This is a genomic window from Candidatus Nomurabacteria bacterium, assembly GCA_020847275.1.
GTDB lineage: Bacteria > Patescibacteriota > Minisyncoccia > Phycocordibacterales > JACOZG01 > JADLCI01.
This window is the reverse complement of record JADLCI010000007.1, coordinates 66080-80817: the sequence shown is the minus strand read 5'-3', so window position 1 is coordinate 80817 and position 14738 is coordinate 66080. Positions and strand designations below refer to the sequence as shown.

Sequence of the window (14738 nt, the reverse complement as noted above, 5' to 3'; positions counted from 1 at the left end):
GAATTAGAAATAATAAAACCAAAAAAATGAACCCCGAACAACTAATTGAGTTTATCCGCTCGCAACTTATTCAGGGCAAGAGTCGGGTGGAAATTGAGCAGATCCTTCGGCTTAATAATATTAACGAGAAGGAAATTGCGATTGCCTTCAATGCGGCCGAATGGCAAAAAGAACAAAATGTTCCCTCGCCCACCATCCGGACGAGTAAGTCTCACCCCGTTTTGATTACCTTCCTTGTCCTACTCTTGCTTGCTTCTGGTGCGGGTGCTTATGTCGCGTTCTATCAGCCGAATTTATTGAGCAGGTGGCTAGGTAACAATCCAGAAACCTTCCAAGACATAACTGTGACCACCGAACCAACAACTTATCTACCAGAACCAGTTATTGACGAGACGGCGGGTTGGCAGACTTATCGCAACGAAGAGTACGGATTTGAATTCGAGTATCCGGGTGAGATTGCGTTAATGGAACCATCTCCTGTGATGATTAGGAAATTTGGATTAAAAATAAAAAGTCAAGAACCCAACCTCTCGGTGAACTTGGAAATTGATCTAGCTGCGATAGGATTCGCTGGGTGGATAGACTATAAACCCAGAAAACAAATAGTTGTGTTTGGTGTCGAAACGTCAATCCAGTATTTGAAATACGCAGAAGGCACAGAATACTCAGATGGTCATGACAATTATGTATTCTTGTCTGTCTTTAATCTAAACGAGAATCAGATTATAGTTGCGGGCTACACAAATGAGACTGAGCTGGAGGAGAAAGAAGAGATATTCAACAAAATCCTCTCCACCTTTCGCCTCACCGCTACTTCTACACCAGCGACTTCTTAAACTCCTCAATCAACGGCACGGTTTCGGGATCAACTTGGCGGACGCGGGCAAGGTGAAGCACCGTCCATTCGGCAAGAATAACGGAGTGGAAAATTTTTTCCCAGACCGTCGTGCCGGTGATTTGAATCACTTCAACTCCCAGACCCGCGCGCTCATAAAGCACCTTGAGCTTATCCAGCCGGTCTTCAATTCTGGGGTCATGACTGCCGTCGCGTAAGAAAATGAAACTGAATTGATTCGGGTCAAACTGACTTTGCATTTCATTATGGTTGAGTTCGGGGAAAGCGTTGGCGAAGGCAGAGACCTTCGCCGTCTCGTTGAAAGAAATTTTCCAGTGATAGGCAAGTGGGTAGTTTAGTGTCGAAGAATAAATAACGGGAATTTTATTTCTCAATTTATTGGCCAATGTCTCCCCGGCCGCCTCAAGCAACGCAGAAGAAATCGTCGTCGTGCCCAATGTCGCCAATAGACGACTGTCGCCCAACAACATGGCTAAAGCTTTACAGAAATACCCCAGCGCCATCCGTGGTTGTGAACCGGACGGCAAAACAATGTAGGGCAAATCATTTTTCTTCGCCCAATCCAATAACTTTCCACCGCTAGTGACGACGGCGAGATGTAAGCCGAATTCTAATGCTTCTCGTCCAACATCTAGCACCTCCACAGTATTACCAGAGTAAGAACTCAAAATGATTACACTCTCGTGGAGAAAATAATCTGGTACACGTGGCAAGCCATAATCGCGGTGGATCAATAGATCCAACTTGGGTTCAGCAACCTTCAATAAGCCAGCGGCCAATGTCGACCCGCCCATACCACAAAGAATAAATTTTGTTCTCTTCTCCAATCTATCATGATTTACAATTTCCGGTCGCCAGGCCAACTGCTTGCTGAAATCCTTAATTTGTTCATCCATATTGGACTTTATTATACCATATGATAATATCTCCCATTGGGGAGTTCCTTATTTTCTTTTATGGAGGCAGATGCTGATGCTTGCTGGACAAGAGAGAACAGAACTTCGTGATTTTGCCCCGAGTCCATTTGTGGTTAGATTAGACCAAAAGCACCCCAGGACAGCTGAGGCCAGAGCAAAAATTCTGGCGAACTTACCAGGAAAGTCTCCGGGTGGCGTTTTCTGCCTTATTGGCTTCTTGGGAGACGACGCAAGAATCGAGGGCGTACACCCGAACCAAACAACTCACGTTCCTGTCGATTGTCTTGTCTGTGTTGACTAACAGTTAACCCCGGCATCAAACTAAAACCGCCCCGGTCTTCACCGTGGCGGTTCTTTTTTTGAAAAAATTAATTCTTAATTCCTCTCGCCAAGCGACGCGCCTCAGCTTCATCAAGAATTATCTTGCGAATACGAACATTCTTGGGAGTTACCTCCACCAATTCATCGCCCCCGATATACTCTAGAGCTTCTTCCAGATTCATCGTATGTGGCTTGTCAAAGTGTTCCGTCCCACCATCACCTTTGGACCGCATATTAGATAATTGTTTAGCTTTACATGGATTCACCCGTAAATCCCCCGACCGTGAATGCTCGCCCACCACTTGACCCACATAAACCTGCGCCCCAGGGCCATAGAAAAGGGTTCCCCGTTCCTGAAGACTAACAAGCGAATAGAGAAGCGTCTGTCCCGCGTCGCTCGCCACCAGAGAGCCACGCTCCTTCTCACTCCAGGTTTGCTTATCTTCACGATAATCGAGAAAAAGAGTATTCATAATCCCCAAACCCTTGGTGTCGGTGAGAAACTCATTTCGATAGCCAAAAAGTCCGCGGGTGGGAATGGTAAATTTGAGATGAGCAATTCCGTTCTCTAGTCGGAAGTCTGCCATCTGTCCATGCCGTTTACCCATCTTCTCAATCACCACGCCAGAATAGGCCTCCGGTGTTTCGACAAACACTTCTTCAAACGGTACAACCTCTACACCATTCTCCACCTTTGTAATTACTTGTGGTCGGGAAACCTGCAACTCATAGCCCTCCCGACGCAATCTTTCTATTAAAATCGCAAGATGTAGTTCCCCTCTTCCAGACACAATCCAACCCTTACCGCCAGCAATATCGTCAACCCTTAACGCCATATCATTCTCCAACTCTTTATAAAGTCGTTCACGCAGTTCACGCGAAGTGGTAAATTGACCTTCGCGACCAGCCCAAGGTGAATCGTTAGGCAGAAAAGTTACTTTCACAGTTGGCTCTTCAATCGATAACAATGGTAGCGCCTCTGGGTTAGCAATATCAGCAATCGTTTCACCAATCGTCACATCCGGCAACCCAGCAATCGCGACAATATCTCCCACCTGCGCCTCTGCCGTTTCAATACGGCCAAGACCATCGAATGTCATAAGAGAAACCAGGCGCTCTTTCGAAACCAAGCCCTCTCGATTGATATGCGCAACTTCTTGTCCGGCCCGAATCGTTCCACGATAGATACGACCCGTAGCAATACGCCCCTTCCATTCATCAGCAAAGACGGTGGTGACAAGCATTTGGAGCGACCCGTCAACATCACCCTCCGGCGCTTTAATTTCCTTCAAGATCGTATCAAAAACAGGCGCGATATCCTTCATCTCTTCTAGTTTTGGTGTCACACCTGCCACGCCGGCACGCCCAGAGGCATAAAGTACCGGAAAGTCCGCCTGCTCATCGTTTGCACCCAGATCCAAGAAAAGACCGAGCGTCTCTTCTAGAGCCCAATCTGGACGACTTCCGGGTTTATCAATCTTATTCACAACGACAATGACCTTTAAACCGAGGTTGAGGGCTTTCTTAAGAACAAACCTTGTTTGGGGCATTGGGCCCTCTTTTGCGTCGACTAGAAGAAGTGCTCCATCCGCCATTTTTAAAACGCGTTCCACCTCTCCACCGAAATCCGCGTGACCAGGAGTATCAATGATGTTTATCTTCACTCCGTCCCAATTAACACTCGCGTTTTTTGAAAAAATTGTAATACCCCGCTCCCGCTCTAGATCATTGGAATCCATGATCAGGTCACCCTTCTCCACGGTTTCCTTAGAAATTTTCGTTTTTGACTGGCGTAAAAGAGCGTCCACAAGTGTGGTCTTGCCGTGGTCGACGTGGGCGATAATTGCGACATTCCTAATTTTCATAAAAATTTCGCCAGAAATAGGCGAACGTAAAATATAGCAGATAAAAATATTTTTGGCAAATAAGAACCCCGCCCTAGTTGGGCGGGGTCGCTTGTCGGGGTAATTTAATATCCCAGGCAAGCTTGAGATAAGCAAGCAACTTAATTATAAGGTAACTAGAATCAAACTCCCACCAACGAAAGCCGTGGCGCGCAGATTGGGGAAAAGCATGATGGGTGTTATGAGCACCCTCGCCCCAAGCCAGTGGCGCAAAGATTGGGTTGTTGCGACTCTTATCTGTTGTTTCATGAGGTCGTGTCCCCCATAAATGGCAGACCGAGTTTACGCTCCAGGTGACATGATGGACGAAGAAAACCCCCACCAATCCACCCCAAAGGAAACCGAGACCTACGCCTTGCCAAGTGCTACTGACCAAGCCACCGATTGCTGCCGGTATGACGAGACCAAGCACAACCCACAGCGGAAAAAGTCGACTAATCCGATTTATCATCCTATCCTTCACCAAATCATTGGCGTACCGTTGATACTTCTGGGCTGGAAAAGTGAAAAGCCATCCAGTGTGGGCGTGCCACAGACCACCAAGAAATCCCCATAAACCTTTCGCGTGAAGATTGGGAGAATGTGGATCACCCTCCTTATCGCTGTGTTCATGATGTCTGCGGTGCGCAGCCACCCACTGAATGATCGGACCCTGAACCGACATTGATCCAAGGACGGCTAGCAGAAATCTAATTACCTTGGTGGTCTCGAAAGAACGGTGTGTAAACAATCGGTGAAACCCAACTGTAATCCCAAAACCAGTAGCCAGATACCTCCCAAGAAACAGCCAGAGATAGAATGAGTCTAACCCCCGACTTAACCAGAGCCAAACCGCCAGACCAAGTGCAACGAACGGGACGACGACGACAAAAAAAACGAAAACCTGTGCTGACTTACTCATATCATTTTCTCCTTGTATAGAAAGAACAACCGAAATTAACTCTAGCACAGAAAAGCCCCGCCGTAAGGCGGGGCTTTTCTTCAGCAAAACTGATTAATTACCAGTTGTTGCCACCGCGATCGAAACCGCCATTTCGGCGAGGAGGACGAGCCTCCAGCGGACGAGCTTCATTGACGGTCAGTTTACGACCCTCAAATTCTTTCCCATTCCACATCTCAATCGCTTTGTCAGCTTCAGCATCATCAGTCATCTGCACGAACCCGAAGCCCTTAGAGCGACCGGTCATACGATCCATGATGATGTTGGCTGTCTCCACAGCACCAGCCTGAGCGAATGCACTCTTCAGCGCATCTTCAGTGGTTGTGTAAGGCAACCCGCCAACATACAATTTCTTAGCCATTGATCTTCTATTCTTTCACTAGCTTGTGTAAGGGCGACCTTCCCCGCGAAGATCGCGAGAGAAAACACTTACGCTATCAAGTATACACAGGTGAAAGAAAAAGTCAAGCGAATTAGTGCGAAGACAAAGAGACACCAAGACCCGGCCCAAAGGCCAGATCTTGGTGCGTTACCTCGCTCACCAGAGTGAAGTGGAGGAATGTCCTCGTTTAGACAAGTTGGTTCCTGCAGACGCGTTGCAACCAAAGCTACAACGTGACGATTTGGGAACCTTTTTATTTTCTATGCTAGGAATGTCCCCTACCACTCCAGTGAACTGTCCCAATTATCGCGCCGCCATTCTAGACGTCAAGAGACAAAATCTGGCTTAAAGTGCAGAACCAGTGGATAAAGAGTTGATAAGTGACTCCTTCAACGCCTCAGGGTTTGCGCTGCCCTTACTTTCTTTCATCCCCCGACCAATGAGAAACTGCAGGGCTGACTCCTTGCCGCTTTTGTAGTCAGTAACCACGTTAGGATTATCGGCAATCACTTTTGCAACAACTTCGCTTAAATCAGTGCCGCGCACCTCTTCCGCTTCCTTCCCCTCTTTCACCAGACTTTCGATCGCATCTTTCGCCTGTCGCGAATTAAATTTCTTTTCACTAAACAATCTCACAATCTTCACAAAACTGGAAACCGTCGGCAATTTGAGATTCTTCTCCCTTTTCAATAAACCAACAATGTCGTTTGAGATAAAATTAGACGCTATTTTCAGCAAACTCGCTTCTCCCAGCTCATTAACCACTTTCTCAAAATAGTTACCCAGCCCCAAATCAGCCACATACTGTTCCGCGTCCTGTCTCTGGATCCCCAACCCCAACAATTTCTCTCTCCTCTGCCACGGTAATTCAGGAATTGTCTTTTGTAAATTATCTTTACTAAATCCTGGGATTTCAGAAATCCTCAGTTTTGGTAAATCTGGATCTGGAAAATAACGATAGTCATGAGATGATTCTTTTTTCCTCTGCGAGAAAGTATTTTGTTTGACCTCATCCCACCCTCGAGTCTCTTGAGCCACCCTTTCGCCAGATTCGACAATCTTCCTCTGTCTCAATAACTCATAATCAATCGCCCTTTCCACTGCACGGAATGAGTTTAGATTTTTTACTTCTACCTTCGTCCCCCTCTCTCCAGCTCGGGCGATAGAAATATTCGCCTCCACCCGCATCTCACCTTTCTCCATATTCGCCTCGCTTACATTGAGATAACGTAATAATAATTGTAACTCCCGTGAAAAATCCACGGCCTGTTTTGCGGAAGTTATCACCGGCTCGGTTACCAGCTCCATTAGTGGAACACCCGCACGGTTGAAATCCACCAAACTCTCATCAGCGGAATCCGAGTGCTGATTACTAGCTGTGTCTTCTTCTAGATGAATCCGAGTCAACTGAACCCCCTGCAAAGCACCACCAGAAATGAGGGGAAACTGATACTGACTAATCTGATAACCCTTAGGAATGTCGGGATAGAAATAGTTCTTGCGATCAAACTCCGTGTAATCAGCGAGCGTCCCGCCGAGCGCCACACCCGTGCGTAAAACATGCTCAACCGCCTTCTTATTAATGGTCGGAAGAACCCCAGGATGCGCGAGACAAACTGGACAAACATTCACATTCGGCCGATTCTCATCTGGGTCATTCCTGGAACGGCAAAACATCTTAGTTTGCGTCTTCAGCTCGGCATGAATTTCTAGCCCAATTGTAGGAATTAATTCGGACATTTGACCTCCAACTCTACCACGATTTTTGGGATAAAAAAAGATTACAGATATCTCACTTCTTCTTCTAATCTTATGCCAAATTTTTTATAAACCCTATTTTTAAGTGCCCTAGACAACTTTTTCACATCAGCAAATTTACCTCCGCCCCTGTTTATCAGTAAATTGCCGTGGAAACTTGCTACTTCAATTTTACCCATTTTCATACCACAAGCGCCAACCACTTCTAATAAGTACCCGGCAGGAATCTTCCCGTCCCGAATTTTATTTTTATCTATCTTATTTAAAGCAGACGTAGAAATGTTCTTCACTTGCACATTCTTAAAGAAACTCCCAGGACACTTCATGCTTGGATTATATTTCATATTTCTCGTGGTGATAATTTGTTGCGATTTCTTCAGCAACTTCTTACTATCGCCATTCTTCAATTTAAACCTGGCACGCAGAACCAACCATTTTCTCTTTTCTCGTTTAAAGGCGCTATCACGATAAGCAAAGTGGCACTCGCTCTTTTTCAACCACCGCACGTTCCTTCCGTCAAAAATCTGGACCTCGGTAAGATGATCCGAGATACTTTGACCGTATGCGCCAGCATTACCGACAATCGCACCGCCCACGGAACCAGGAATCCCAGACAATGATTCCAATCCCGCCAACCCATCCTTGATGCTACTTTGAATCAACTTCATCAAACCAAGATTAGCGGCCACATCCAAAGTTCCTTTTTTACTAAAAATTTTGGAGTTATTTTGAACAAAATGAATTATTAGGCCGACAAAAGTTTCATCCGAGAAAACAACATTGCTTCCACCCGCAATCAGACGAAATGGAATCCGCAATTTACGCGTCTCACGAACCACAAAAGCTAGTTCTTCTGGCTCAACGACACGAATATAGTAGGCAGCGTAACCACCAATACCAAAGGTGGTCAACTTCCCAAGGGGAACATTTTTTTTAAAATTAAAAATGGTGGGCGTAACCGTAAATTAGGCCGATAATAACCAAAAGTGACAAGAAAATAGCGCTGACTTGAATAAACAACATCAGCGCTATTTTCTCCCAAAATCAGACAAATTACAACAGTTTATGATTGGGACAGTACTCGGAAAAAATACTGGGTATTGGGTGTAAGACCAGTGACAGACACTGAGTGTGCGGTCACTTTTGGACTGACATTGAGAGTGTCGGTAGTGAATGCGTAACCAAAGTTAGGCGCTGTTCCAAGTGTGGGGTGAGAAACAGTATCATAGATTACACGACTGTCAGCCAAAATATTAGTATCCCAGGTAATCGTGGCTCCCGTCTGGGTAACATTCGTTACCTGAATATTACTGATAACAGGCGTAACGGGACCACCCGGTGTACCAACATTAACGGTAACACTATCGGAAGCTGACCCTCCTGCGCCAGCACAAGAAAGCGTATAAACAAACGTACCGCTGGTACTAAGTGGGCCAACTGACTCACTACCATTTAATTCCCTACTCCCAGACCAAGCACTGGAGGCAGTGCAGGAAGTTGCGTTCGTCGATGTCCAGGTAAGGGTGGGACTAGCGCCGGTATCAACAGTTAAGGGGCCATTGCCGCCATTCACCATAAGGTCTACTGTCGGTGCATCAGGATTAACAACGGGGTTCACAATAATGTGTCGTGTGGTAATCGCTTGAGCGCCAGTGAAATCAGTGACCGTCAAAGAAACTGTCTTGGGGCCCGCGGTGTTGTAGGTTTTACTAAAATTGGTAGCACCAGCAAAAGTTCCATCCCCAAAATTCCACAGATAACCATAGAAAGTGGGGTTGCCACCCGTCGCCGAACCAGAAAATGTTAACGGCTGGTTGACAAGAACAGTTTGCCCTTCGGTTGGAGAATTGATCACTGAAGTTAGGGCCATCTGGGCATAAACTTCTGTATACCCAACATTAACAAGCCCACCTAAAACCAGGCCCAGAAACACCAAACGAATCATATAATTTTTCATATAACTCATTAACTATCATATCCCTGGCAAAAAAGCAAGGGTTATAAAAAGCCGCTCCCCCACACTTGGTGGAAAGAACGGCTTTGGTGATTCCCATACTTGTCAGTTAACCCGGATACCGAAACTGATGTCACGAACTTGGCCATCCGAAGAGGTAACCCGGACCAGGTTAGACATCAACTGACCGCCAGTAGTAACCAGTGACCGATAAACGGTTGGTCCTACGCTGGGAATGATCTGTCCATCGTAAAAATGGAAGACGAACTGATAGGGTCCCGTTCCGCCAGAAACCGCAATGGTGAAAGGCACTTGCGTTGTCCCAGAAACCAGTGTCGCCCCATCGCTCGGAGTAACCAAACTGAGAGCAAGAGGACTAACACTGGGTGCTGGTGGCTCAACACCCAGTACCACAATTACGATTGGTGGTAACTGGAAACGACGTCCATCTCTATCCACCAACCAAATCGTAAATGTACCAGAGACATTCGGTGTCCAGATGAATACAAGTCCATTCCCAACAGAAACTGGTTGGATGACCACAAGTCCACTCGGCCCTTCAATCTCGAGACGAAACGGTGGAACTGCGCTTGGCCAGAAACTAGAGAAGTTAAAGCTGGACCAATCCAACATCAACGACCCATCCGCAACAACCGTAATTGAACCATCGGGACCAACTGTTCCACCCGAGACCACTGGCCCATGTTGCCCGCTCCCATTTGTCTGACCCTCGTCAGACCAACAGACAATACCAAGTGGGCTGACAATGCAAGAACCTTCTTGACCACTGGTGAAGCCGCCAACAGGAGTGACCCCACAACTTGTTCCCATCATCCCACCACAGAGTACGGCAGCCCCCAAGACAAACAAACCTCTCTGAAGCATAATAAACTGCTCCTCTCTGACCGGCGAAGCGGTCTAATTAGTTCAACAACTCAATTTACAAACTCAAAGACCTATCAAATTAACATCTATCAGAACAAGCCTATACTGTCAATGGCGGTTGGGTAGGATCTTCGTCCGAGGTATCAAGTTCTGAGTTCATATCATCTTCAATAATAACCTCTTCCTCCGGCTCACCACCGACCGGTGGCCAGAAATCATCAGATTCTGGTTCCTTTGTATCATCGTAACCGCTAAGCTTCCAAACAAGGAAAAACATGAAAAGAATGGCCAGAGAAAGTAAGCTAACTAGAACACTACCCGGATTAAGTTTGAAAAAATTAAGTAAACCAACCATCGCGGTTTGGAAAATATTCGAACTGGTAGCAACAGCCAGACTGGACGTGGCGACAAAATCTCCCCCCTCGACACCAAGCACCAAACCAGACGGCTCGTCAGTTTGATTCAAAGTAATTTCGCCACCAATTTCTGGATAATAGTTCCGCAAATCAAGATCATTGGCGGTGCTACGGTTGCAATAAATATTGTTAATCGCCAGACGAGTAGTAATAAAGACGTAGCCGGTAGATTCATCAATCCCCCATGGAGTTAGGACATCTGACAAATACCGAGCTTGCATTCGTGACACCGCCTCAAAGTCCGCCTGACTATAGAATCCGGTGATTGGTAAACTTTCCCCCATGAAAACATTCAAGAAAGCCTGAAGCTTGCGCACCTCAAATGAATCATTTGTTTGTCCAAGACGAATGAACTCCTTGAGATAGAGAGGACAAGGTGATGGCACAACCGTTATCGTAGATGCGGGCACGAAGCCACCACCACTACGATTGCCTCCAGTACTTCCTCCTCCTCCACCACCGCCGCAATTTACAGTACAGCCAGGCTCACCGCCGTTAGATAGCGTCGTGAAGGTATTTTCACCCAGAGATGTTGTACTGAAAGTCCCTTCACTCGTACTACCGGTAGTAAACGACCCCTCAGATACTGCAGGAATGGATGAACTACCGCCAAATTCGTCACTGATTGCGAGTCCACCACCAGAACTAGAACTAGTAACACCCGCCGAATTACCACCGAACTCGTCACTAATAGCAAGTGACGACACTACTGTTGTGACCTCAGAAACAGGGCCGGCAGGCAAACCAGTCTCGACAATAGTTTCGGGAATAACCTCTGTCACCGGACTCTGGTCTGAGTCACCGGTGTCAGTCGCTGTTTCTTCAGTCGCAGTAGCGTCTTCTGCCTCGACCTTTATCTCTTCGATTATCGGCGCCGGTATTGTTTCGATCACTGTGTTTTCCTCCTCAATCACAATTTCCTTAACCTCAGATACAGTTTCCGTTACAATTTCCTCGGCACCTACCGAACGAGTTCCTGCCACGAAAAAGAACCCGAGCAAAGCTAGGGTAATCACAATTGGAGTAATTGTCGCTAGACGACAGCTCTTTGTGGACATGGAATTAACTGAATAAAGAATTCACAAACCAAAAGAGCCAGTCAATGTGCAATAACTACCCTCACAACTATCACAATGAGCCCAAAAAAGCAAGTAACTGAGACTAAAGCCTAGACCAAACGGTCGGTTTTTGGGCCCACTTTCTAAAGGACAAGGACGGCTTGTCCTTTAGAACCCCGGGCGACTACTCGTTTTTAATACCCAATCTCCTATTCTCGGCGAGAATAAGCTCATCATAGATGCCATCAATTAATTCATATTCCCTGGCCTCATCGAGATTAACCCAAGAAAAAAGGTCTGCCTCTTCCTCCTGCAAGACCACTTCCCCCCCAGCGTAGTCGGCAATACATGATATTACGAGAGAAGGATTATTCCCTTCGTGAATTGTGGCGAGACTAGTTAGATACTCGATATTAGAGATCTCCAAACCAACCTCTTCCTTTACTTCTCGTCGTAAAACTTTTTCTAAAACATTGTACCAATATCCGTGCGTATCCTTCGGTGAATTAATATAGTCTCCTGTTTCTAGTTTACCGCCCGGCACCGTCCACATCCCCGGCCAGCGTTTCTTATTTACCGAACGTCTGGTGATTAGATACTTACCATCCTTCAAGATTATCGCGGTAATAGCTACTTCGTGTAGATATTTATTTTCCATGACATTTTTTATATTTTTTACCAGAGCCACAGGGGCAGAGGTCATTCCGTCCAACTTCGGTGGGATTACCCGATGCAACGGTCGCAAGTGGCACCGTTACCTCATCCTTGAAACCTTCACCAATGTTCGGCAGAAGACGTTTGATTTCTTCCAAGATATTCGACTCCATTTCTTTAAACATTTTTAAGCCCTCGCGTTTGTACTCCACCAACGGATCACGCTGACCATAAGCCCGCAAACCAACACTACTGCGCATATATTCCATCGCCTCCAGATGTTCCAACCAATTTAGATCGATCACCTGCAAAATTGCTCGGCAAAGAAGTAACTTTTTCTCCTGATCAAGTACTTGTGCTTCTGGAAGGCTATTCAATAGCCACTCATCAAGAAAAACAATATCCCCAAAAAGCAGGCGACGACGACGCTCATAAATGGTCGTGCGTTGATGGTTTAGAACATTATCGTAATCAAGCAAATGTTTACGGACGTCAAAATTTAAACCCTCAATTTTCCCCTGCGCCCCCTCAATTGCCCGCGAGACCAAACGTGCCTCAATTGGTTCATCTTCTGGAATGCCAAACCGTCCCATCATGCCCTTAATTCTCTCGGCAGCAAAAACGCGTGCCAGATCATCCTCAAGTGAGATAAAAAATTGGGTTACCCCAGGATCACCTTGCCGCCCAGCGCGCCCACGAAGCTGATTATCAATGCGTCTGGCCTCATGTCTCTCCGTTCCAATAACATACAAACCACCGAGTTTCTTAATCTCTTCGCGTTCCATTTCACTCGCACTCGGTCCACCGAGCTTAATATCCACACCACGACCAGCCATGTTGGTGGCAATGACAACACTCCCTCGACGGCCAGCTTCAGCAATAATCGCTCCCTCTTGCTCATTATTTTTAGCATTAAGTAGGTTGTGAGCAATTCCCTCGCGCTTTAGATAAGCCGCGAGCATTTCGTTTTTTTCGATAGAAATCGTCCCCACCAAAACTGGTTGCCCCGTCTCATTAATCGCCTTAATTTTCCGCACCACTGCCTGAATTTTACCTTTCTCGGTTTGAAATATTAGATCGTTTAGGTCGCGTCGCGCATTCGATCGATGGGTGGGAACGGCGATTGTGTCCAAACCATATACCCTGAGAAACTCCTCGGCAGAAGTTAGCGCCGTGCCAGTCATCCCCGCCACTTTCCGATAGAGCTTGAAATAATTTTGGAATGTAACGCTGGCTAGTGTTCTCGATTCTTGCTTCACCATCACGCCCTCCTTGGCTTCGATTGCTTGGTGCAAACCCTCACTCCAGCGTCGCCCAGGTTGAAGGCGTCCAGTGAATTCATCAACAATCACCACCTCACCCCCGCGCACCACGTAATCGCGGTCTCGTTCAAACAATGCTTGAGCACGAACAGCCGTTTCTAAATGATGAACGTACTTGATACCCTTATCCGTATAGATGTTTTCTACTCCCAAAGATTTTTCGGCCCTCGATATTCCCTCATCCAAGAGAGCGATCGTCTTACTCTTCTCTTCAGTGGTGTAATCAGTGTCACGAGTAAAACCTTTGGCAATTTGAGCAAATTGCATGTAGAGAGAATCCGCGTCAGCAACTGGTGCGGATATAATGAGTGGCGTTCGTGCTTCGTCAATTAGAATAGAATCCACTTCGTCAACAATGGCAAAATTGTGATATGATCGTTCTGGTAAACTAATCTGTGACACCTGTTCAGGGTTACGAGATAGGTTGTCACGCAGATAGTCAAAACCAAACTCATTGTTGGTCCCGTAAGTAATATCCGCAGCGTAAGCTTCACGCCTTGAACACGGTTTTAAGAATTCATAAAAAACTCGAAACAAACCTTCTGCATCTCTTTTCTCGTCTACCTCCTTATGTCCTGGGTCGTAGAGAAAAGAGGTCTCATGATTGATAACGCCAACCGATAACCCCAGGGCAGCATAGATCTGTCCCATCCAAACAGCATCACGCCGAGAGAGATAATCATTAACTGTCACCAAATGAACCCCGCGTCCGGTGAGCGCGTTTAGATAAGCTGGCAGTGTAGAAACCAAAGTCTTACCTTCACCAGTTTTCATTTCAGCAATTTTACCCTGATGAAGAATTACCCCTCCAAGCAACTGAACATCGTAATGACGCTGATTGAGAGTACGACGAGACGCTTCCCGCACCAACGCAAACGCTTCTGGTAAAAGATCATCTAAAGTTTCCCCGTCAGTGAGGCGCTGCCTAAAAGCGGCAGTTTTTGAAGGGAAACCAGCTAAATCAAGCGTGGAAAATTCCGCCTCCAACTCATTAATGCGCGCAACAATCGGCCCAAGTGTCTTAATATAACCAGTACTCTGATCTCCGAAAATTTTCGACCAAAAAGGCATAATGCATAGCATTATGCCTTTTTTGAAGCGAAAAAACAATTACAAGACTATCGGCGAGATTTCTTTCTCTTCGTCGCCTTCTTCGTGGTCTTGCGCTTCGTGGTCTTGCGCTTCTTTGCTACCGCTTTTTTCTTTTTCTTCATGAACCGTAAAAATTATTTTTAAAAGCTAATACAACATCCTCGACTACTGGTTGTTGTTCTTCCATATAATTATCGGACAAAAATGTGCGCGATACAATTACTTTTTCAGAAAAATGTGGATAACTTTTTCAAAAAATGTTTCCACTCAGTTGTGGTC

12 protein-coding genes are annotated in these 14738 nt (G+C 46.2%); 1 reads left to right on the top strand and 11 read right to left on the bottom strand.

Annotated features, from left to right (window positions below; genetic code table 11):
- The first annotated feature begins 26 nt into the window (after positions 1-26).
- Positions 27-836: a hypothetical protein gene (locus IT398_01755; protein MCC6290773.1), complete on the top strand. Its 810-nt coding sequence runs from the start codon at positions 27-29 to the stop codon at positions 834-836.
- Here IT398_01755 and IT398_01750 read toward each other — a convergent pair.
- The 11 genes from IT398_01750 to secA all read right to left on the bottom strand — a co-directional run bounded on the left by IT398_01750 (position 817) and on the right by secA (position 14438).
- On the bottom strand, positions 817-1752 hold the full coding sequence (locus tag IT398_01750; protein MCC6290772.1) for a hypothetical protein: 936 nt from the start codon (positions 1750-1752) through the stop codon (positions 817-819). The genes IT398_01755 and IT398_01750 overlap by 20 nt on opposite strands.
- Positions 1753-2141: 389 nt before the next feature.
- Complete coding sequence (gene typA, locus IT398_01745) at positions 2142-3959, bottom strand: translational GTPase TypA (protein ID MCC6290771.1); 1818 nt, start codon at positions 3957-3959, stop codon at positions 2142-2144.
- 73 nt (positions 3960-4032) lie between these two features.
- Positions 4033-4899 carry an acyl-CoA desaturase gene (locus tag IT398_01740; GenBank protein ID MCC6290770.1) on the bottom strand — a complete coding sequence of 289 codons (867 nt, stop codon included), beginning with the start codon at positions 4897-4899 and terminating at the stop codon, positions 4033-4035.
- A gap of 97 nt (positions 4900-4996) precedes the next feature.
- Entirely contained in the window at positions 4997-5299 is a 303-nt protein-coding gene (locus IT398_01735) for an RNA-binding protein (GenBank protein MCC6290769.1), read from the bottom strand.
- Between the two features lie 366 nt (positions 5300-5665).
- Positions 5666-7060, bottom strand: a complete 1395-nt coding sequence (gene gatB / locus IT398_01730; protein ID MCC6290768.1) for an Asp-tRNA(Asn)/Glu-tRNA(Gln) amidotransferase subunit GatB — start codon at positions 7058-7060, stop codon at positions 5666-5668.
- A 41-nt stretch (positions 7061-7101) separates the two neighbouring features.
- Complete coding sequence (murB, locus tag IT398_01725; protein ID MCC6290767.1) at positions 7102-7989, bottom strand: UDP-N-acetylmuramate dehydrogenase; 888 nt, start codon at positions 7987-7989, stop codon at positions 7102-7104.
- Positions 7990-8141: 152 nt separating this feature from the next.
- Complete coding sequence (locus tag IT398_01720; protein MCC6290766.1) at positions 8142-9035, bottom strand: fibronectin type III domain-containing protein; 894 nt, start codon at positions 9033-9035, stop codon at positions 8142-8144.
- Between the two features lie 102 nt (positions 9036-9137).
- A complete protein-coding gene (locus IT398_01715) occupies positions 9138-9917 on the bottom strand; it encodes a hypothetical protein (protein ID MCC6290765.1) in 780 nt (259 codons plus the stop codon).
- Between the two features lie 100 nt (positions 9918-10017).
- Positions 10018-11391, bottom strand: coding sequence for a hypothetical protein (locus IT398_01710; protein ID MCC6290764.1), 1374 nt, complete (start codon positions 11389-11391; stop codon positions 10018-10020).
- 184 nt (positions 11392-11575) lie between these two features.
- Complete coding sequence (locus IT398_01705) at positions 11576-12094, bottom strand: NUDIX domain-containing protein (protein MCC6290763.1); 519 nt, start codon at positions 12092-12094, stop codon at positions 11576-11578.
- Complete coding sequence (gene secA, locus IT398_01700) at positions 12039-14438, bottom strand: preprotein translocase subunit SecA (GenBank protein ID MCC6290762.1); 2400 nt, start codon at positions 14436-14438, stop codon at positions 12039-12041. Before secA ends, IT398_01705 begins: the two co-directional genes overlap by 56 nt.
- Positions 14439-14738: the final 300 nt, after the last annotated feature.